Annotated in this window: 19 protein-coding genes, 4 tRNA genes and 1 pseudogene; 9 read left to right on the top strand and 15 right to left on the bottom strand. The window is 47.0% G+C overall.

The window, feature by feature from the left end:
- The 7 genes and pseudogenes from O3682_RS10525 to aroB all read left to right on the top strand — a co-directional run.
- Nucleotides 1-173, top strand: a pseudogene (locus O3682_RS10525) (type IV pilus assembly protein PilM); the annotation flags it as partial.
- A gap of 4 nt (nt 174-177) precedes the next feature.
- Nucleotides 178-801: a PilN domain-containing protein gene (locus tag O3682_RS10520; protein ID WP_371510011.1), complete on the top strand. Its 624-nt coding sequence runs from the start codon at nt 178-180 to the stop codon at nt 799-801.
- The gene (gene pilO / locus O3682_RS10515) at nt 801-1,472 is read left to right on the top strand and encodes a type IV pilus inner membrane component PilO (protein WP_371510009.1); all 672 of its coding nucleotides are present in this window, start codon (nt 801-803) and stop codon (nt 1,470-1,472) included. Before O3682_RS10520 ends, pilO begins: the two co-directional genes overlap by 1 nt.
- Before the next feature lie 15 nt (nt 1,473-1,487).
- Entirely contained in the window at nt 1,488-2,030 is a 543-nt protein-coding gene (locus O3682_RS10510; protein ID WP_003684527.1) for a pilus assembly protein PilP, read from the top strand.
- A 20-nt stretch (nt 2,031-2,050) separates the two neighbouring features.
- On the top strand, nt 2,051-4,183 hold the full coding sequence (locus O3682_RS10505) for a type IV pilus secretin PilQ (protein WP_371510006.1): 2,133 nt from the start codon (nt 2,051-2,053) through the stop codon (nt 4,181-4,183).
- Between the two features lie 132 nt (nt 4,184-4,315).
- Entirely contained in the window at nt 4,316-4,828 is a 513-nt protein-coding gene (locus O3682_RS10500; protein ID WP_371510004.1) for a shikimate kinase, read from the top strand.
- A 22-nt stretch (nt 4,829-4,850) separates the two neighbouring features.
- Entirely contained in the window at nt 4,851-5,930 is a 1,080-nt protein-coding gene (gene aroB, locus O3682_RS10495; protein WP_371510002.1) for a 3-dehydroquinate synthase, read from the top strand.
- Nucleotides 5,931-6,059: 129 nt separating this feature from the next.
- Here the strand turns inward: aroB and O3682_RS10490 are convergent, their stop codons facing one another.
- The 3 genes from O3682_RS10490 to O3682_RS10480 all read right to left on the bottom strand — a co-directional run bounded on the left by O3682_RS10490 (nt 6,060) and on the right by O3682_RS10480 (nt 8,793).
- Nucleotides 6,060-7,373 carry a sensor histidine kinase gene (locus O3682_RS10490; RefSeq protein ID WP_371510000.1) on the bottom strand — a complete coding sequence of 438 codons (1,314 nt, stop codon included), beginning with the start codon at nt 7,371-7,373 and terminating at the stop codon, nt 6,060-6,062.
- 29 nt (nt 7,374-7,402) lie between these two features.
- Nucleotides 7,403-8,080, bottom strand: coding sequence for a response regulator (locus O3682_RS10485; protein ID WP_371509998.1), 678 nt, complete (start codon nt 8,078-8,080; stop codon nt 7,403-7,405).
- Between the two features lie 146 nt (nt 8,081-8,226).
- On the bottom strand, nt 8,227-8,793 hold the full coding sequence (locus O3682_RS10480) for an NADPH-dependent FMN reductase (protein ID WP_070633057.1): 567 nt from the start codon (nt 8,791-8,793) through the stop codon (nt 8,227-8,229).
- 136 nt (nt 8,794-8,929) lie between these two features.
- Here O3682_RS10480 and O3682_RS10475 point away from each other — a divergent pair, with 136 nt between their 5' ends.
- Nucleotides 8,930-10,357, top strand: a complete 1,428-nt coding sequence (locus tag O3682_RS10475) for an MFS transporter (RefSeq protein ID WP_371509996.1) — start codon at nt 8,930-8,932, stop codon at nt 10,355-10,357.
- Between the two features lie 70 nt (nt 10,358-10,427).
- Nucleotides 10,428-11,840 carry a D-alanyl-D-alanine carboxypeptidase/D-alanyl-D-alanine endopeptidase gene (dacB, locus tag O3682_RS10470; protein WP_371509994.1) on the top strand — a complete coding sequence of 471 codons (1,413 nt, stop codon included), beginning with the start codon at nt 10,428-10,430 and terminating at the stop codon, nt 11,838-11,840.
- 280 nt (nt 11,841-12,120) lie between these two features.
- On the opposite strand, the gene O3682_RS10465 is transcribed toward dacB, so the two are convergent.
- The 12 genes from O3682_RS10465 to O3682_RS10410 form a co-directional block, all read right to left on the bottom strand.
- A tRNA-Asp gene (locus O3682_RS10465) sits at nt 12,121-12,197 on the bottom strand.
- A gap of 32 nt (nt 12,198-12,229) precedes the next feature.
- Nucleotides 12,230-12,305: transfer RNA gene (locus O3682_RS10460), tRNA-Val, on the bottom strand.
- Nucleotides 12,306-12,344: 39 nt separating this feature from the next.
- Nucleotides 12,345-12,421 (bottom strand) — tRNA-Asp (locus O3682_RS10455).
- Between the two features lie 33 nt (nt 12,422-12,454).
- Nucleotides 12,455-12,530, bottom strand: a tRNA-Val gene (locus O3682_RS10450).
- Between the two features lie 69 nt (nt 12,531-12,599).
- Nucleotides 12,600-14,582, bottom strand: a complete 1,983-nt coding sequence (locus O3682_RS10445; RefSeq protein ID WP_371509993.1) for a monovalent cation:proton antiporter family protein — start codon at nt 14,580-14,582, stop codon at nt 12,600-12,602.
- A 268-nt stretch (nt 14,583-14,850) separates the two neighbouring features.
- Nucleotides 14,851-15,597, bottom strand: coding sequence for a 3-oxoacyl-ACP reductase FabG (gene fabG, locus O3682_RS10440; protein ID WP_371509991.1), 747 nt, complete (start codon nt 15,595-15,597; stop codon nt 14,851-14,853).
- 80 nt (nt 15,598-15,677) lie between these two features.
- Complete coding sequence (locus tag O3682_RS10435; RefSeq protein WP_371509988.1) at nt 15,678-16,502, bottom strand: capsular polysaccharide synthesis protein; 825 nt, start codon at nt 16,500-16,502, stop codon at nt 15,678-15,680.
- 6 nt (nt 16,503-16,508) lie between these two features.
- Nucleotides 16,509-17,357, bottom strand: coding sequence for a glycosyltransferase family 2 protein (locus tag O3682_RS10430; protein ID WP_371509986.1), 849 nt, complete (start codon nt 17,355-17,357; stop codon nt 16,509-16,511).
- A gap of 121 nt (nt 17,358-17,478) precedes the next feature.
- On the bottom strand, nt 17,479-18,528 hold the full coding sequence (locus O3682_RS10425; RefSeq protein WP_371509984.1) for a WaaS/CpsH family glycosyltransferase: 1,050 nt from the start codon (nt 18,526-18,528) through the stop codon (nt 17,479-17,481).
- Between the two features lie 347 nt (nt 18,529-18,875).
- On the bottom strand, nt 18,876-19,802 hold the full coding sequence (fabD, locus tag O3682_RS10420; RefSeq protein WP_371509982.1) for an ACP S-malonyltransferase: 927 nt from the start codon (nt 19,800-19,802) through the stop codon (nt 18,876-18,878).
- A 9-nt stretch (nt 19,803-19,811) separates the two neighbouring features.
- The gene (locus O3682_RS10415; RefSeq protein ID WP_371509979.1) at nt 19,812-20,159 is read right to left on the bottom strand and encodes a DUF1294 domain-containing protein; all 348 of its coding nucleotides are present in this window, start codon (nt 20,157-20,159) and stop codon (nt 19,812-19,814) included.
- Nucleotides 20,160-20,210: 51 nt separating this feature from the next.
- Nucleotides 20,211-21,173 (bottom strand): beta-ketoacyl-ACP synthase III, encoded by a 963-nt coding sequence (locus tag O3682_RS10410; protein WP_371509978.1) that lies wholly within the window; start codon nt 21,171-21,173, stop codon nt 20,211-20,213.
- Nucleotides 21,174-21,306: the final 133 nt, after the last annotated feature.

Genomic DNA, 21,306 nt, shown 5'->3' with positions numbered 1-21,306 from the left:
CCGCGCAGCAGGCAGGTTTGGCAGAAAGCATTTTCTCGCAAACCAATACGGCAACAGAATATCTGCATCCGATTTCATATGTGGAACGCAGTGCAAAAGTAGAATTGCCGCAGTTTCAAATTGATGCGCCGTCACTGACTTTGGCGTTCGGATTGGCATTAAGGGGACTTTGAGAACATGATCGAATTAACCAGAATCAACCTTCTTCCATATCGGGAAGAGATTAAACAGCGCAAGCAACAGCAATTCAAAATATTGATGCTTGGCGCTTTTGCAGTAGGTTTGGGCTTGGCGGCCGCTACCTATCTCGGTATTGACAGTGCCATCCGCAATCAAGAAGGCCGCAACAACTTCCTGCAAACCGAAATCGACAGACTTGATAGAGAATTGGGCGAAATCGATAAACTTCAGCAAGAAAAAGAAGCCTTCTTGGCCAAAAAACTGAAAGTTGAAGAGTTACAGGAAAAACGCTATCAAGCGGCCTATATCCTTGATTCTTTGAATGCGCTTACGCCCGATAATACTTATTTGACTGCGTTGGAAGCAGAAAGCCCGACCAGCTATAAAATCAGTGGCCATGCCATCAGCGACAATAAAATCGCCGTTATGATGCGCTCCCTGCCGAGTACAGGTATTTTCTTGCAGCCTGAATTGTTGAGTATTAAAAAAGTAGATAACTACCAAGAATTTACTTTGAAATCTTCAATCAACCAAGTGAATACGCCGGCTCCTGCACCGACTGCCCAAAGCAGCGGTGAAGTGGCCGAACCTGTGGCAGAACCTGCTCCGGAGGCTCAATAATGGCATCTAAAAACCTGAAACAATTGGACGTACAAAACCTGTACCTGCTCAATATGCCTTCAAAACTTTTGTTGGCAGGTTTATTGATTGTCGGTATGTTGGCTTTGGGCTATGTCGGCGTATTTAAAGATCAGATTGAAACCTTGAATACGCAGGAAGCCAAAGAAGAAGAGTTGAAGGAAACCTTTACGCGTAAAAGCATTCAGGCGGCAAGCTTGAACAATTTGAAAGCTGAATTGGCTTCGATTCGTTCTGCATTTGACGTTTTGTTGAAACAACTTCCAACCGATGCGGAAATTCCGAACCTGATTCAAGAGCTGCATCAGGCAGGTTCAACCAACGGACTGCGTTTGGACAGCGTTGCACCGATCCAACCTGAAAACGATGGTCCGATTCAAAAACTGCCGTATCAGATTTCCATTACAGGCAAATATTCACAGATCAGCCAATTTACCCGTGATGTAGGCGATTTGTCGCGCATTATTACTTTAGATTCTTTGAAACTCGTGAATGCAGGCGAGGATAAAGAAGGCAAAGGCAATAAAGGCGAATTGACATTGAGCGCGATTGCGACGACTTACAAAGCACGTCCGGCCGAAGAGATTGCTGCCGAATTGGCTGCGCAACAGGCACAAGAAGAAGGCAAACCTGCCGAGAATGAGCAAAAATAAAAGAATAGGGAAATCATGAAAAAAATCATCTTACTCTTAAGTCTTCTTCCCTTGGCAGCCTGTACGCAAAGCTATGAAGATTTGACTCAATGGATGACGCAAACCCGTCAGGAAGCAAAATCCAAGATTATTCCGTTTGAAGAGCCGACGGTTACATTGCCTAAGCCGTATAGCCCGCCGAACTTTAAAGGCATGAATGCGTTTGATTCACGCCGTTTGGACACTGCCCCTAAAGGCGGCAATGCGCCGGATGTGAACCGTCCGAAAGAAACATTGGAAGCCTTCAGTTTGGAAAACATGGCCTTTGTCGGAACGCTGCAAAGCGGCGGCAAAGTTTCCGGATTTATCAAGGTCAACGACCATGTTTATACCGTTTATCCTGGAAACTATATCGGTCAGAATTACGGCAGAATCCAAAGTATTACCGAAGATAAAATTATCTTGACCGAGCAAGTTGAAGACAGCTACGGCAACTGGGTGTACCGGAAGGCCGAATTGCCATTGAGCAGTAAAGAGGCGGATTCTTCCAATAGCTCAGATAGTTCGAATTCAAATTAATTTAGGGGTCTCACTCGATTATGAAAACCAAGCACATGACAAAATTATTTGCCGGCTTCAGCGTTGCCCTCGCTGTTCAGACGGCCTTTGCAGGCAATATTACTGATATCAACGTTTCCACTTTGCCTGACAACCAAAAAATCATCAAAATCCGTTTCGACAAAGACGTCACTACACCTCATGGTTTTGTAACATCTACTCCGGCGCGTATTGCATTGGATTTTGCCAACACTAATATCCGTTTGCCTCAGCCTGTTTTGGAATATGCCGACCCATTGCTGAATCAAATTACTGCGGCGCAAAACAATGACCGTGCACGCGTGGTTTTGGGTTTGAACAAAATCAGCCAATACAATACTGAGATTCGCGGCAACGAAGTTTGGGTATTTGTAAACGAATCTACTGACCAAACCAATGCTGCCGTTGCCAATGAACGTGCGGCTACACCGTCTACCGCGCGCGCTACTCAGGCTTATCAAGCCGTTTCGGCCGCCAATATCGATTTCCGCAAAGGCGCACGCAATTCCGGCATTATTGAATTGTCTGCCCCAGGTTTTAGCGGGCAGCCGGACATTAAACAGCAGCGCGACCGCGTGGTTGTGACATTGAAAAACCATACGCTGCCGACACAAGCGCAACGCAGTTTGGATGTGGCTGACTTCAATACGCCTGTACAAAACGTTACGCTCAAACGTATCGGCAATTCTACCCAGCTTATTATCCGCAATAATAATGCGAATTGGGATATCAATACCAAAGCTTCTGCCGGACGCTTTGTATTTGAAGTATCGCCTAAAGCCGCCAATACCGAATCTGGTGGCTTGAACCACAATGCGAACAAATCGTTCAAAGGCCGTAAAATTTCTTTGGATTTCCAAGATGTAGAAGTTCGGACCATCTTGCAGATTTTGGCAAAAGAATCCGGTGTGAATATTGTTGCCAGCGATACTGTCAAAGGTACCATGACCCTGTCCCTGAAAGATGTACCTTGGGATCAGGCTTTAGACTTGGTTATGCAGGCGCGCAATTTGGATATGCGCCGTCAAGGCAACATCATCAATATCGCACCTCGCGATGAATTGTTGGCAAAAGACAAAGCCTTCTTGCAGGCTGAAAAAGAGATTGCCGAATTGGGTCCGCTGTATTCTCAGACCTTCCAGTTGAAATACAAAAACGTGGAAGAATTCCGCAAAATTCTGCGTTTGGAAGAATACGACAGCAATAATTCCAATACCCGCAATACTCTGTTGAGCAACCGAGGCAGCGCCTTAATCGATCCGGCCACCAATACGCTGATCGTGACCGACAACCGCGGCGTGATTGAGAAATTCCGCAAACTGATTGATGAATTGGACGTTCCAACCCGTCAAGTGATGGTGGAAGCGCGCATTGTCGAAGCAGAAGATACCTTCTTCCGCAACTTGGGCGTTAAATTCGGTTCCGGTGGTGCAAGTGGCCGTAACGCATGGGGCAGCAACTGGAGCAATGCGCAAACCAACTACAATACCAATGCCTCGTTTAACCGTGGCGACGTAGGCTACCGCACATGGACTTTGGATCCGAACGTCAGTCTGCCGACCGCAGCCGCAGTCAACAGCATTGCGCTGGTGCGTGCGTTCTCGTCCGGCGCATTGGGTTTGGAAATCAGTGCGTCTGAAGAACAAGGTAAGAGCAAAACCATTTCCAATCCGCGTGTGCTGACACAAGACCGCAAAGAAGCCAAAATTGAATCCGGTACGGAAATTCCTTACCAAGAGGCTTCTTCCAGCGGTGCGACTTCGATTACCTTCAAGAAAGCTGTTTTGGGCTTGACCGTAACGCCGAACATTACGCCTGACGGTCAAATCATCATGACTGTGAAGATTAATCGTGATACCCCGATCGACTGTACCGTGGATTCTCTGACAACCAAGTGTATCAACACCAAACACTTGAATACCCAAGCCATGGTTGAAGATGGCGGCACGCTGATTGTCGGCGGTATTTACGAAGAAGAAAGCACCAATGCAGTGAACAAAGTACCTGTTTTGGGCGATATTCCTGTTGTTGGCAATCTGTTCAAATCACGCGGCAAACGTGAAAACCGCCGTGAGCTGTTGATCTTCATTACGCCGCGCATTATGGATAATGTGGGTAACAATTTGCGTTACTGATTTTTAAAATGACAAACAGGCATATCTGCAAAGGTATGCCTGTTTTGGTTTTCAGACGGCCTGAGATGAAAAGGCCGTCTGAAAGACGACGAACTTTTCCACGAAACCACCATATCGTATAAAATGACCTACATGGAAAAAATCAACGGCAATTTAATTTTAATCGGGCTGATGGGCGCGGGCAAAACCACTTTGGGCAAGCAGCTTGCCCAAATGTTTGAATGCCCGTTTTACGACAGCGATTACGAAATCTGCACTTCTTCGGGCGTAACCATTCCGACCATTTTTGAGATGGAAGGGGAGGAAGGCTTCCGCAACCGTGAAACCAATATGCTGAAGAAGCTCGCTTCCTGGCGCAACATCGTTTTATCGACCGGTGGCGGCTCCGTATTGCGCAGTGAAAACAGACAGATTTTGCGCCAAAACGGCACGGTTGTTTATCTGCATGCCAGCCCCGAAACCTTGCTGGAGCGTACCCGTTACGACAGCAACCGGCCGCTGTTGCAAGTTGCCGACCCTTTGGCTAAACTGCAAGAGCTGTATGACCAACGCGATACGCTGTACCGTCAAACCGCCCATCTCGTCATCGAATCCGACAGCTGTCACAAAACGCTCAAACGCCTGATACAGGCTTTAGGCGAATAAATACGCTTTGCAAAGGAATACTATGCGCACACTGACTGTTCAAACCCCATTCCATCAATACCCCATCTTTATCGGGCATAAACTGATTGAGCAGGCCGATACGCTGCTTCAGCCCTATTTAGGCAAAAAAGCAGCCATCGTTACCAACGAAACCGTTGCGCCGCTGTATCTCAAACAGCTTCAGACGGCCTTAGACAGACTGGGCGTACCGCATTTCAGCATCATCCTTCCCGACGGCGAACAATATAAAAACTGGCAGACGCTCAACCTGATTTACGATGGCTTGATGCAAAACCGTGCCGAGCGCAAAACCACTTTAATCGCTTTGGGCGGCGGCGTGATAGGCGATATGGTCGGCTTTGCCGCGGCGACTTATCAGCGTGGCGCACCTTTTATCCAAGTGCCGACCACCTTGCTCAGTCAGGTCGATTCCTCGGTCGGCGGTAAAACCGCCATCAACCATCCGCTCGGTAAAAACATGATTGGCGCATTCTACCAGCCACAAGCCGTGCTGGCCGATTTGACCGCCCTGCAAACGCTGCCGCAACGCGAACTTTCCGCAGGTATGGCCGAAGTCATCAAATACGGCGCATTGGGCGATGCCGAATTTTTTGCTTGGTTGGAAGAAAATATGGCCGACCTGATGGCGCAACACCAAGAAAAAATGGCAGAAGCCGTTTACCATTGCTGCCAAATGAAGGCCGATATTGTTGCCCAAGACGAAACCGAGCAGGGCATCCGCGCATGGCTTAATCTCGGCCACACTTTCGGCCATGCCATTGAGGCTGAAATGGGCTACGGCGTATGGCTGCACGGTGAAGCCGTTGCCGCCGGTTGCGTCCTCGCTTCCCGGTTGTCGCAAATTTTGGGCAAAACCCGACAAGCCGATACCGACCGCATTGCCGCTTTAATGGAAGCCGCCTCCCTCCCGTCTGCGCCGCCTGTTTTCTCCTTTGAAAAATGGGTTGAACACATGAGCCATGACAAAAAAGTCAGCAGCGGCATCATGCGTTTTGTCGGTTTGGAATACTTGGGCAAAGCCAATATTACCGAAATTACTGATATGGAAATCCTCCGCCAAACCTTGCAGCCGTATTTGTGAGGAATGAATGAGGTTTGCTTTAAAATATAAAAAGGCCGTCTGAAAGTCATTTTCAGACGGCCTTTGGTTTTAAAGCGTTTTGATTCATCGGATTAAAGCTAGATAAACCAATTTGAGCGGGTCAACCATTTAAAGCGTCTTTTTATCCAACTCGGCAATAATCAACAAGCCGCTGTCAAAGTGTCGGCTGTCGGCCAGTTTCAGACGGCCTTGATAGCGTTTGACAATGGTGTCTGCAATGGACAGCCCCAAGCCGGTGCCTTGTTGTTCGGTGCCGAGAATGCGGTAGAAGGGGTCGATAACGCGTTGGCGTTCGCTTGGGGGAATGCCGGGGCCGTCGTCTTCCACCCAGATGTTGAGGTATTCGGCGGTTTCGTCAAAGCCTAAATCGATGCGGCCGCCTTTTGGGGTATAGCGGATGGCGTTGTCGGTAAAGGTTTTGATGAGGGTGTAGATTTCGGTGTCGTCGGCGTGGATTTGGCAGTCGTTTTCAACGGCGACGCCGATGTCTTGACCTTTGGCCAGCGCCAGCGGCATGAGTTCCTGCAAGACGCGGCGGAACTGGTTTTGCAGGCTGATCAGGGTTTTAGGGCGTTGGGTTTCGGGTGCTTGGGCGCGTGCGAGGGAAAGGAGTTGCTCGAGCAGGTGGCGGTTGCGCTGTATGCTTTGTTGCAACAGGGCGGACTGCTCGCGTGCTTCGGCGGACAGATGCATATTGTTGAGCCGCTCTGCCTGAAGGGAAAGGGCTGTCATGGGGCTGCGCAATTCGTGTGCGGCATCGGCGATAAAGCGTTGCTGTTGGCGGACGTTTTCGTCGGTACGCTGCAACAGGTTGTTGATGGCGATGACAAAGCCTTGGATTTCGCTGGGAATGTTTTGCGTGTCCATCGGCGAGAGGTCGTTGATTTTGCGCTGTTCCAAATCGTTGGACAGGGTTTTGACGGAACGCATGGCGCGGTGGGTAATCCAGACGGTGAGCAGGATAATCAGGGGCAGGGCGAGGAGCATGGGGAGGATGCTCTGTACGGCGGCCATTTCGGCCAGCTCTTCGCGGTAGTCGCTTTCCTGCATGACAGCGATGCGGCCTTGCTTGGTGTTGCGGGTATAAACGCGGTAGTAATCGTCGTCGTCATCGGCCTGAATGGTGTGCAGGCCGTCTGAAATCTTCTCAGGCAGGCTGACAATGGGGTTGGGCGTATTGGGAAATTGAACGGAAATCTTGTTGTCGTTGTCGAGTGAGTGTTTCTCGTCATCGGCATCGCTCGGGTCGAGATAGTTCGCGACTTGGCGCAACAGGTCGTCTTGAACCTCTTGGGTTTCGTGATAAGTATCGTAATATGAAAATATGCCTGCAAGAATGGAGAGGGGCAGGAGCATACAGATCAGGGCGAGGCTGATCCGGACTTGCAGGGATTGTTTGATGGTGTGGATAAGGCGTTGCATGGTTTGTGTGTTGGTGTTGTTTTGGTTTTTCAGACGGCCTGGTTGTTTTGTGCAACCAGCCAGCCGACCCCGCGAACGTTTTGAATCGCTTCTTTGCCGAGTTTTTTGCGTAAGGTGTGAATCAGGAAGTCAACGGCGTTGCTTTCGACTTCTTCGCCCCAGCCGTAGATTTTGTCTTCCAAATCGCTGCGCGACAGAATCATGCCCGGACGCAGCAGCAGGGCTTGGAGGACGGCAAATTCTTTGTTGCTGAGCATGATGGACTGTTCCTGCCCGACTACTTCCGCCTGATGGGTGGAAGGGTTGAGCGTGATGATGCCGTTGGTCAGCAGCGTTTGCGCCTGACCGCCGTGTCGGCGCAATACGGCGCGCATACGGGCTTGCAGTTCCGCCATGTCGAAGGGTTTGACGATGTAGTCGTCTGCGCCGCCGTCTAGGCCGTTGAGGCGGCTGTGCAAATCATCGCGCGCGGTCACGATTAAGACGGGGACGGTACAGCCGCCGTTGCGGATTTGCGCCAATACGTCCAAACCGTCTTTGCCGGGCAAACCCAAATCTAAGAGCAGCAAATCGTATGCTTGCGCCGCCACTGCTGCGGCAACTTCCGAACCGCGGTTGACCCAATCGACAGCGTAGCCGGTGTCTTTCAGGTTGGCACTGACGGCTTGGGCAATCATGGCATCGTCTTCAACCAATAATACGCGCATGGAAGTTCTCCGGAGGATGGGTGGATAGTGATTATAACCACACTCAATTAGTAAAAATTTAGGAGCTGTCGAAAAACTGATTTTTTGCAAAAGATGAGGCCGTCTGAAATTTCGTTTTTCAGACGGCCTGTATGCTTCAATCCCAATTATTTAGGGTTTTTCTCAATCAAAGCAACCAATTGGTCGATATAGCCTTGAACAAAGCCGCGCGCGGATTCGATAAGCTGGCCGTTGTCGTCAAACAGGGTAGGCGAGTTGCCGAGGAACACTTCCGGTTGGCCGGTCAATGGCATATCGAAATACGAAAGGGCAAGGCGCAGATTTTTTTGCGCGCTATAACCCCCCATTTTGCCGACAGAATGACTGATGATGCCGGCAGGTGTTTTTTTCCAGGCAACATCGGCATTGGGTTTGGAACCGATGTCGATGGCGTTTTTCAGGCAGGCGGGGACGGTACGGTTGTTTTCGGAAGTCACGAACAATACGCCGGCAGAGGCTTTGATGGTTTCACGGAACTCGGTATAGCTGGATGGAGTGGGGAAGTCGGTAACGGCAGGATCGTCGTAGTCGAAGTTGTATAAAGGCAAATGGCCGATTTCGACAATTTGCGCTTCGTAGCCTTCAGGGAACATGGAAATGACGTTTTGTGCGACTTTTCGTGCGAACGAGCCTTTACGCAGGCTGCCGACCAAGATGCTGACTTTCTTTGACATGTTTTTCTCCTGTTTAATAATAAAAATGAAAACAATTCTAAATTTTAGTGTTATCTGGGGAAGCGGTCAAGGTTTCAGACGGCCTGTCAAAATGGTTTATGCTAAAATAACGGTTTCGCTGATATTTCAAATTATTATGCACGCTTCTGATTCGCAAGAGGACGCAACGGCACACGAATACTATGCCGACAATCCCGACTTTCCAGCTAAAACCATTGTCGCCACCTTATTCATCGGCGCATTTTTCGGCTATCTCAACGACACGCTGCTGAATGTCGCGCTTACGCCGATTATGAAAGATTTCGGTGTCGATAAGACCACGGTTCAATGGCTGACAACGGGCTTTTTGCTGGTCATGGGGGCATTTACGCCGATTACGGCCGGCGTGATCCAATGGTTTGAAACGCGCAAAATGGTGCTGTTTACGCAGGCAACGTTTTTAGCAGGATCACTGATTTGCGCGTTTGCACCGACGTTTGGCGTATTGGTGGTCGGTCGGATGGTGCAGGCAGTGTCTGCCGCGTTTTTTGTCCCGCTTCTGTTTAACGGCGTGTTGTCGATTTTTCCACCCAACAAGCGCGGAACGGCGATGGGTGTGATTACCATGATGTTTACCGCCGCGCCTGCAATGGGGCCGACGCTGTCGGGCATCATCATCGACCATACGCATTGGCGCGTGCTGTTCGGTTTTACCGCGCCGTTTATGTTGGCGGCAATGGTGCTGGTGGGTAAATATTTGACGGTTAATTTGAGTAACATCAGCCGTCCGAAAATTGATATGTTGTCGGCTGTGCTGTCGATTGCAGGCTTCGGCGGGTTGGTTTATGCGAGCAGTAATTTTGCCCATATGCCGCTGGTGGAATTTATCCTGCTCTTTGCCGCTTCCATTGTGCTGGTGGGTTGGTTTGCGCACCGTCAGTTCCGTTTGGCTACACCGTTGTTGAACCTTCGTGCGTTTGAATACAAACAGTTCAGATATTGCGTTGTGATTTTGGCCGGTGCGATATTCCTGTTCTTGGGCTTGGAGTTGATGGTGCCGATGTACACGCAGCAAGTGTTGATGCTGACCGGTACGGCAACCGGCCTGATTCTGATGCCTGCCAGTATTGCCCAAGCAGTTGCCGCGCCTTTGTTCGGCAAATTGTTGGACAAAAAGGGCGGATACTTTGTTGTTTTGCCAGCAACAGTGATGCTGGTGGTGTCGCTGGCGGTATTGTGGCTGTTTTTGCGGATTGATACGCAAGTGGTGATGTTGACGGCGATGTTTACGCTGTTGGCGCTTTCCGTGTCTGCTTGTGTAACCGGCGAAACCCATGGTCTGAACGCGTTGCCAAAAACGCTCAATCCGCACGGTGCGGCAATTTTGACTACCATCAACCCGATTGCCGGTGCCATCGGCGCGGCGTTTTTTGTCGGTGCGACCAATATCGGTGAGAAACTTTCCAGTGCAGATATGCCGCAACAGGCAATGCTGGACGGTATCCATTTGGCGATGGGTTGCGCTTTGGTTGTCGGTGTTGTGGTTGTTATGTTTGCTTTACGTTTGAAAGCGCATCAGAAATAAAGAAAAAGGCCGTCTGAAACGTTCAGACGGCCTAAGCACCTCGTAAGAATTTATAAGATTTTGTAACACAATGAAGTTAAAATGTATTTTATCAATCGGCCTGATGATGGCGGTTTGTCCGTCATGGGCTTTGGATTTCGGGCGTATTCCTGAAAATGAGATTTCTGTTTATGTGCAGGAATTGGACAGCGGCAAAGTGATTGCCGAACACCGTGCCGATGAATTGCGCAATCCTGCTTCGACCATGAAGCTGGTAACGGCGTTTACCTCGTTTCGTATGTTGGGCGGCGATTATCGTTGGAAAACCGAGTTTAAAACCAACGGCCTAATCAAAGGCGATACGCTGAAAGGCAATGTGTATTGGGTGGGGAGCGGCGATCCTGTGTTTGACCAGCATGATCTGGTGCAAATGCAGCAACAGATGCGCGATAAGGGCATACGCCATATTGACGGACATCTGATACTCGACCGCAGCCTGTGGGGCGATGTGAAGAATCCGGATGATTTTGCTTCCGATTCTGCCGAAAGCTTTATGACGCCGCCCGATCCCAATATGTTGGCGTATAAAACCGTTGAACTGCGTGCTGAAAAAGAAGAAGACGGAAGCTTGGTCATCCGTACCAATCCGCCGCTGCCGAATCTGAACATTCAAAACAAATTGACGCTTGAGAATAAAGAAGGGAAGTGCAGTGTTTTAAAAAACCACATGAAGACTTCCTATAAAAACAATACGCTGACCGTATCGGGCAAGCTGCCGGAAAGCTGCTTGGGCAAAGAGCTGTATCTGAATATGTACAGCATGAAAGAATTTGTCGGCAAAAGTTTTGTCAACCAATGGCGCCAACAAGGCGGCACGGTTTCAGACGGCCTGACAACAGGTGTCGCGCCTCATGACGCGCATGTGTTGGCGAGTCATCTATCCAAACCGCTTACCGATATCCTCACCGATATGAACAAGCATTCCAATAATCTGATTGCCCGTTCGGTTTTCCTTAAATTTGCCGGAAACATGTCTGATTACAAGCTGGCGCAGGCCAAGGCTGCGTCTATCGTAAAAAGCGAGCTGGCGGTTGCCGGTATTAATACGGAAGGGCTGGTGTTGGAAAACGGCTCAGGCCTGTCCCGCGTTGAACGGCTCAATGCGCGAATGATGGCGCAAATGTTGGAAAAAGCCTACTTCAGCCCGTTTAAAAACGAGTTTATCAGTACGCTGCCGATTGCCGGTAAAGACGGCACGCTTAAAACACGCTTGAAGCAGCCCGGTGAAAACCTACGCCTCAAAACTGGTACGCTTAAAGATGTCCGCGCACTGGCTGGGTATTGGTTAGGTGAAAAGCCGTTGCTGGTTGTCGTCATTATCAACAGCCAGAAATCAACCGATTATTTACGCGACTTGGATAAGCTGGTGTCTAAAATTGTTCAGCCGGGCGGAGATCATTGGATTGATGCTAAGGCCTCCTGCATGATTAGGTATCAGGCTTGATAAGCTAAAAAAGGCCGTCTGAAAATGTATTGACGTTTTCAGACGGCCTTTGTGTAAGAAGGGGAGGCAAGTATTTATGTCTATTTTGAAAGGGATTTAATGAATAAGCGTTTGGTGTGAATCAGCTTGAGATAGATGGTCTTTCAGGACTCAAACCATATGTCTGCTTTATTGTGCTGTCCTGTTTATACTATTTAAAAAGCTCGATTTTTTATAAAAAGGCATAGGGTATAGACGAAAAAAATACCGGTAAAAACCGGTATTTTTATTTTTAACTTGATGGCGCGGCGGACGGGGCTCGAACCCGCGACCCCCGGCGTGACAGGCCGGTACTCTAACCAACTGAGCTACCACCGCGCATCCATTGTCAAAGACAATGAAAAGGAAAGTGGTGGGTGATGACGGAGTCGAACCGCCGACATTCTGCTTGTAAGGCAGACGCTCTACCAACTGAGCTAATCACCCGAAAAAGGGAGATACTGAAGAATCAGTATTTTTAAATAATGGCGCGGCGGACGGGGCTCGAACCCGCGACCCCCGGCGTGACAGGCCGGTACTCTAACCAACTGAGCTACCACCGCGCATCCACTGTCAAAGACAATGAAAAAGAAACTTGGTGGGTGATGACGGAGTCGAACCGCCGACATTCTGCTTGTAAGGCAGACGCTCTACCAACTGAGCTAATCACCCATGCGCAAAATTGCGAAGACGCTATTAAACCAAAAAATCCTGACGCGCGCAAGATTTATTTGCCGATAATTAGATATCTCCCTGCAAGCACCAGTTTTCAAAGGAAATAATTTCTTCTTGCTTGCCTGCGACAACCAAAATGTCACCGGTTTCCAGAACGAAATCAGGGTCAAGGTCTTGGATTTTTCCGGTATTGCGGCGGATAAACAATAGTTTCAGATAATGCGCTGCCAATGGTAATTCACGGATGGTTTTACCGAGGGCGTGTGCCTCGCCTTGCAATGGGAAGGCATGGCGGCAGACGGCCTTGCTGTCTTCGTCGGAGAAACTGTCATCATCACTGCCGACAAACAAGTCTTGCAAAGATGCATAGCGGCTGTGACGGATGTGGGTTATGGTTTGATAAACATGGTTGTAAGAGAGACCGTGGCCCAACATGGCATAGCTTGCCAGTACCAAGCTGGTTTCTTTGGTATCGGAGACGGTTTCTTCCGCACCCATTTCGGTAAAGGTTTTGACATAATCGTCATTCGTAGCGCGAACATAAACCGGCATGCTCGGATGCATAGACATGATGTTGCCGAGAACATGTTGTGTTTCATGCATATTGTTCAGCGTGATGACCACCATTTTGGCGCGTCCCAAGCCGGCGGCTTCCAAGACTTCACGGCGTTTGGCATCGCCAAAGGAAACTGGTTCACCTGCGTTGCGTGCCACTTGTACGCGGGCAATGTCCAAGTCAAGGGCAAAGTAGGGGATGCCTTCTTGCGCCAATACACGGGCAACCGATTGACCGCCGCGTCCGAAACCTATAATCAGGACGTGTTCGGATTTGCTCATGGTTTCCACCAACATGGAGTGCAAGTCCAAGGCTTTCATGTCCCAGTCGGATTTAACGAAGCGGCTGACGATGGCATCGCTGCTGCCCAAAATGAATGGTGCGGCAATCATGGAGAGCAAGACGGCTGCAGTGGCTGCTTGTTCCAATTCGGGCGAAACCATATTGATTTTGCTGGAAATAGCCAGCATCACGAAACCGAACTCGCCGCCTTGCGCCAAATAAAGCGCACTCTTGAGACTATCGCTCGTAGGGTTTTTCATGCGTAAAGCGATAATGAAGACGACCAGTGCTTTCAAGACCAACAGGATTGCCAACAAAATCAGGATTTGCTGCCAGTTGCCGATCAGCGCCTGAATATCCAGCTTCATACCGACGGTAATGAAGAAGAAGCCAAGCAGGATATCGCGGAATGGACGGATGTCGTCTTCCACCTGAATACGGTATTCGGTTTCGGAAAGCAGCATACCGGCAACGAATGCGCCCAATGCCATAGACAGGCCTTCAAGCTCTGTCAGATAGGCTACGCCCAAAGTAACCAGCAAAACGTTGATCATAAAGAGTTCGGACGATTTGCGTTTGGCAACCAGTCTGAACCAGCGCGACATCACACGGCTGCCGACAACGAATAAAATGCCCAAGGTCAGCAACATTTTCAAACCGGCCAAGCCCAGCTCTACCCACAAGTTGCCTTCGCTGCCGCCTGCAAGTGCCGGAATCAGAATCATCAGCGGTACAACGGCAATATCTTGCATCAGCAAAACACCCATGGCCATTTGACCATGCGGCTGACCCAGCTCGGTTTTCTCCGACAGAATGCGGCTGACGATGGCGGTGGACGACATGGTCAGTGCGCCCGCAGTGGCAAACGCCCAGTTAAACGGCGTGCCCATTGCCATCAAAATGCCCATAATCGAGAGCATGGTAACGATGACTTGCAAACCGCCCAAACCGAATACGAGGCGGCGCATGGCTTTGAGTTTGGGCAGGGAGAATTCGAGACCGATGCTGAACATCAAGAACACAATGCCAATTTCGCCCAAATAGTCGGTGGCGTGGCTTTGCGGAATCAGTTTGAACATACCCGGACCGGCAATAAAACCGACCAAAAGATAACCGAGCATGGAAGGAATGTTGAACTTGCGACAGCAGATAACCGTAATGACGGAAACCAACAGGACAATGACAATGGGACCGAGGGAGAATTCGTGCATAGAGTGGGCGGCCTTTCGTTAAAAGTAGCTATTGTTATATAGGCCGTCTGAAACACGTCGAAAACCGACAGCAAACCCAAATAAAAACGCACGGAATGAACTTCATTTCTGCGATTTGATTTCCCGTATCATGCTTATTTGGACTTACTGTTTCGAGCGTTATCTAACGGATTATTAAGATTATATCAAGATAGAATGTAAAGTAGTGTTTTGATTGACAAAAATGGCCGTCTGAAATATTCAGACGGCCTTTAAATAAACAAACGGTTTAAGGCATCAACATGCCGCCGTTGACATGAAGTGTCTGACCGGTAATGTATTTTGCCTGATCAGAAGCCAAGAACAAGACTGCATCGGCAATATCTTGCGCTTCACCGAATTTGCCCAAAGAAGTTTGCGCTTCAAAGGTTTTGCGGGTTTCTTCCGGCAGTGCGCGGGTCATATCGGTGTCGATAAAGCCGGGGGCAATACAGTTGACGGTAATGCCACGGCTGCCGACTTCACGCGCCATAGATTTGGAGAAGCCGATTAAGCCTGCTTTTGCGGCCGCATAGTTGGTTTGGCCGGCATTGCCCATCACGCCGACAACGGATGTGATGTTGATGATGCGGCCGGCACGCTGTTTCATCATGCCGCGCAATACGGCTTTGGATGCGCGGAACACAGATTTGAGGTTAACCTGCATGATGTCGTCCCACTCTTCCTCTTTCATGCGCATCAGGAGGTTGTCGCGGGTAATGCCAGCGTTGTTGACCAGAATATCCAGTTTGCCGAATTCTTTTTCGATGTCGGCAATCAGGTTTTCGATGGTTTCAGGTTCGGCAGAATTCAATGCACGGCCTTCGCCGCCCCACTGTGCCAAGCGTTCGCTGATTGCAGCCGCACCGCTCTCACTGGTGGCTGTACCGATAACTTTTGCACCGGCCGCAGCCAAAGTATCGGCAATCGCCGCACCAATACCGCGCGATGCGCCGGTTACCAAAGCGATTTTGCCGCTCAAATCTTGTGTACTCATGTTGTTTCCTTTTGATACTATTTATATTACATGCTGTATAAATAGTAATTAAATGTTTAGATGTTAACCACGCTATTAATTTAACGATAGTTTTCCAAATTTGGACGTAAAGTATTATCAAGGAGAATTTTATCAGTATATTTCAAGCATAAAGGGTGAAATATATCTCCTAATATATTTGTCCAAGGGATAGGGTATCCAGGGTTATTGCCTAGAACGTTACCAGGATTATTCTCCAGTTGCTCAGCGTAATTATCCATTCTATTTAATAGTTCGTTATACCATTCTTGAGTAAAAGGGGTTTGTTTGCGAAAAATATAGGCGCCATTTCCAGCTATGATACTAAAGTAACATTGCATATCTTCGCCAATCTTGCCTTCAACAGGTGCTAAGTCTTCTACTTTAATCTCAGGATAGCCAATAAAATATGCATTACTACAATCTAAAGTGTCAAAAACAGGACTCCAATTGTATTGAGCAGCTTTAATATCACTATAACCTCCACCGTAATGATGCATAAAATAGCAACGTAGATAATCAGCTTTATGTACTAAGGATAAGTATTTAAATGCGTGGTGCAGTGGATACTCAGGTAAAATATATTCTGATAAATTATTTGGAGTAATCAATACCACTTCTACTCCTGCAACTAGTTTCAGAAGCTCAAAATGCGATTGACGGGATTCTGACATAGGATTGTTACCAGTCCAAAAAGTGTAAATTTTTCTAGGAACGGGATTCTTGTCAATTATGAATGTTGTTTGCTTAATAACCTTACTTAGAAAACTATCTGGATAGTTTTCTGACTTATATATATAAGGATTACTTGAAATAAAGTGATAATTTGCTTGAAGCTGACGTTGTATTTTCCAAGTATGAAATATTTTTTTTAATATTCGTTTCATTTGTTACTATTCCAAGTAGGGTTGGATTTTTTGATATCTTCTGGGGTTAAACCATTTATAAAAATATTTTCTCAAAGGATTGTTATATTTTTTTCGTTTTAATTCATATTGTTTTAGTGTGTATGAAGTTAAAAGTTGTAGGAAAATCCCGTTTTCTTTGTAAAAATCATAGTGTTTATTATAAATTTTTAGTAGGTTGTCTGAGACTTTTATATCAGAGGCTAAATTACTCACTGATGATTCGTCGAGTCGTTGTCGGTAGTAAAATAAAGGCTGATGAATCCGTTTGACTTTTCCACCATTTTTAATGATGGAAATAAACAGTTCCCAATCTTCAATAAAAGTCATGTTGCTATCAAAGCCACCCACTGAATCGTAATCTTTTTTTCGGATTAAGGCAGTAATATAGATGCAGTTTTGCAGTAAAAAGTCTGGTAAGGCAAATTTAGGTAACTTCCATGGTTCATTTCTCGCACCAAAAAGAAAGGCATCGGTATATACAATTGCTAATTTCTTATCAGCTTCAGCTGCATCTACACATACTTTCAAATAGTCTATTCCCAAAAGATCATCTGAATCTAGACAAACAAGATAATCACCACGGGCATGTTGAATAGCATGAATACGAGCTTTAACGCAGTAAGTATTTTCTTGTGAAAGTACTTTTAATCTAGATTCTTTTTTTGCTTCTTCATATAGAATTTCTAAGGTATTGTCGTTTGATCCATCATCAATAGCTATAATTTCAAAGTTTTGATAAGACTGGTGATAAATACTTGATAAAGTTTCCTTGATGTAAATAGCTGAGTTATAGCATGGAATAATAATGGATATAAGAGGTTGATGTTTATGCATTTTCGCCCTATTTTTAGTCTTCAGTTAAATTATAAGTTTAATTTTCATATTAATAGAAATTTAAAAGACATTTATCCAAAAATATGATAGTGAGTTTTTGATTTCTTATATGGGGCTATCATTATGGTCTGACTTTTATATCCTCTATTGGATTTGGAAGCTTTATTTCTTCATATGGTTGAATTTGTAGTATATAACTAATCCAATTCTTAAAGCTGTACTTTTGTCGAATTTTCTCATCAATATCAACGTAGGGTTTTGCTAAAAACTCATCTAGCTGTGCAAAATCATATCCATCCCAAACTAGGAAATTATTAGGGTGATAGAAATCATAGTATTTTACTTGTGTATTTGTGGTAATAAGCTTTTGTTTATTTCCTAGTGCTTCGAAAGTGCGAAAAGATAAGCCATTATGCTTATCAATAACAAAGTCAATTAATACTTTTGCATGTTGGGCGCGTTTAATATTTTCCTCAAAGCTGATTGTTTTATCAATAAGTGTAATGCTCTCATCAGGGTATATTTTTCTGCCATCTGCGTATCTTTTCCAAAATATATTTATGTCAGTACTCTTATTCCTTGTTTTTGCATAGCGTCCAAAATTAGCAATTACTTTTGCTCGGGAGTCCATATGAACACCTGTGAAGTAGAAATCTACTGTTCTTTCGGGAAGGTTATCTAGCTCATAGTCAAAATAGAAATTTGTTGCAGGAAAGAGACGGTACTCTGAATTATATAAATCATTTGAATCAAAAACATAACATCTATTAAATTCATTTATTAAAGAGTAAATTGAAGGAAATCGATGTAAACCGTCAAATTGATAATTAACTACACCATTTTGACTTATTTTATTAAGAAATTGAATAAAATCATTATTGTATATGTCGCCACTAATTAATAAAGCATAGTCTAATTCGCCAATGTTCTTAATTTTCTCTGTAATAATATTCTGTAATGTTGAACATTTTAAATTTCTTTTAGCAGATATATCTTTGTAAATAAATTTTCTCCATTTTACTTTTAGCCAACTAGAAATAGAAGGATAATGGAAGTTTTCAAAGTCTTCTGTAATATTAATAACTTTAAAACCATGGTATTTCAAATTCTTATCAATTAGTTTATACAATCCAGATACAGTAGGCATTCCAAATAATATTGTTTTACTCATAACTATTTCTTATATTGATTAGGACTTGTTAAAGGTGTTTTCGTAATCAAGTTGCCATAAGTTAGACGACTTAATTCCAGTATTTACAATTGTGATATTTATATTCATTCTATGACAATTTTCAATTATTTGTAAATATCATACTATATTTTCCTGTAGGCAGGAGTCTGGCAAAGTTACTTGGTTTGAAATATGCATTAAAAACGGTTATTAAGATGAACCTTCTTGTAATTTGTGTCTATGTTTTCTGATTTAGAATTTCTTCCCCATCTTTTCTGTTGTTATTTTACTGGTTTATATTTAAGAATTAAAGACGGCCTTTTTGAGGAAGGCCGTCTGAAAACGTTTTAGTGGGCTTCGATAAATGCAGCCACTTGATCGGCATTGGTCAATGCGCTGCATACGGCTTCTTTGTTGATACGTTTGGCGAGGCCTGCGAGGACTTTGCCGGGGCCGCATTCGGCGGATTCGGTGATACCTTCGGAAACAAGCGCGTTGACGGTTTCTGTCCAGCGCACCGGGCTGTACAGTTGGCGTACCAAGGCATCTTTGATTTTGTCGGCATCATCGTAAGAGGCAACATCGGCGTTATGAATGACGCGGATTTGTGGTTGTTTGATGGTGATGTCTTTCAGTGCTTCGGCAAGTTTTTCGGCTGCAGGCTTCATGAGGCTGCAATGTGAGGGAACGGAAACGGGCAGCGGCAGGGCGCGTTTGGCTCCGGCTTCTTTGGCGGCGGCCATGGCGCGTTCGACTGCGGCGGTATTACCGGCAATCACAACTTGGCCTGGAGAGTTGAAGTTGACGGCTTCAACGACTTCGCCTTGTGCAGCTTCGGCACAAATGGCTTTTACTTGTTCATCTTCCAAACCCAAAATGGCGGCCATTGCGCCTACGCCTTGCGGTACGGCAGATTGCATGAGTTCGGCGCGCAGACGAACCAGTTTGACTGCGTCTGCAAAATCCAATGCGCCGGCGGCGACGAGGGCGGTGTATTCGCCGAGGCTGTGGCCTGCAACGACTGAAGGGATTTTACCGCCGGCTTCCAAATAGGCGCGGTAGGTGGCAATGCCGGCAGCCAGCATGATGGGCTGGGTGTTGACGGTTTGTCCGATTAATTCGGCATCTTCACCGTTAATCATTGCCCACAGGTCTTGACCCAATACGGCGGAAGCTTCGTCAAATGTGGCTTTAACGATGGTTTGCTCGGCAAAGCCGTTCATCATGCCTAGGCTTTGTGAGCCTTGTCCGGGGAAAAAGAATGCGAAAGACATGGTAATTCCTTATTGGTTTGAATGTTTGAGGGTGTCCGCCAGCAGAAGGAGGGTGGCGACAGTATTGGTTGCGGCGGTCAGTCGGAAGGTGCGGACAAAACTGAGTTTGCTGGTTTTGTGCCTGAATGCGAGGCTGCCGCAATAACCGCCCGGCCAGCCGCCAAGCAGATTGAGCAGGTGCAATTTTGCTTCGGGTATGCGTCTGCCGTGGTTGCGTGCGCGTTGTTTGTCTAGGTAGTAAAGCAGGAAAACGTATGCACTCAGTGCGAGATAGGCGATTGCCAGTTTGGGCAATATTGCAGCCGTTATGCTTAAAAACAGGCTGCTGATGCAGAGTGCAAACGTTAGGGATTTCATGGGGTTTAGCAGAATAGGCCGCCTGAAAAGGGTGTTCAGACGGCCCAATCGTTAGTATTTTACTAAGACCGCACCCCAGGCAAAACCGCCGCCGATGCCTTCAAGCAAGAGGTTTTGTCCGCGTTTGATTTGGCCGGTTTTAATACCGACATCCAGTGCCAGCGGAATGGAGGCGGCGGAAGTATTGCCGTGGTCTTGGACGGTCAAGATCACTTTGTCCATGCTCAAGCCCAAGTGTTTGGCGGTAGAGTCGATAATGCGCTTATTGGCTTGGTGCGGCACAAGCCAATCGATTTGATCGGTGGTGTAACCGGCTTCTTCGATAACGTCATCGGCGATTTTGGACAGCATTTTGACGGCAAACTTGAATACGCCGGGGCCGTCCATGCTGATGTAGGGCGAACCGCAAATCTGGCCGTTGGCGATTTGTCCGGGGACGTTCAAAAGGTCGAGGTAGTTGCCGTCGGCTTTGAGTTTGCTGTGGATGATGCCCGGTTCGTCAGATGCGCTTAAGACAACCGCGCCTGCGCCGTCACCAAAGAGGACGCAGGTGGTGCGGTCGTTCCAATCGACGATACGGCTGAAGGTTTCAGCGCCGATAACCAAAGCGTTTTTCGCCATGCCGCTTTTGATGTAGGCATTGGCAGTGGTTAGGGCATACATAAAACCGGCGCACACAGCTTGTACGTCAAAGGCAGGGCAGCCGTTGGCAATGCCCAATTTTTGCTGCACGATGGTTGCCGTAGAAGGGAACTGCATATCGGGGGTAGCTGTGGCGACGATAATCAGGTCGATATCGTCAGCCTGCAAACCGGCATCTGCCAAGGCGCGGCGCGCTGACTCGGCGGCCAAATCGCTGGTTTTTTCGCTGTCGTCTGCAATATGGCGAAATTTGATACCTGTACGCGTGGTAATCCACTCGTCGGAAGTGTCCACTTTTTTTGCAAGGTCGTCATTGCTGACGCGGTTGGCAGGAAGGTAGCTGCCTGTACCGGAAATTTTGGCATATTGCATGAGAACGGCCTTTTTAGAGAGTTGATTCAGATAGTCGGGTATTGTAAGCGAAAATGGGAAAATTCCCAATATTAAGAATGAAGTCGGTGATTAAAGATAAAAACAGGCCGTCTGAACTTTTTGGAATTTCAGA

Source organism: Neisseria sp. 27098_8_112, assembly GCF_041433235.1.
In the GTDB taxonomy this organism is placed as follows: Bacteria; Pseudomonadota; Gammaproteobacteria; order Burkholderiales; family Neisseriaceae; genus Neisseria.
The sequence above is the reverse complement of the archived record's forward strand: the minus strand, read 5'-3'. Positions and strand labels throughout refer to the sequence as shown.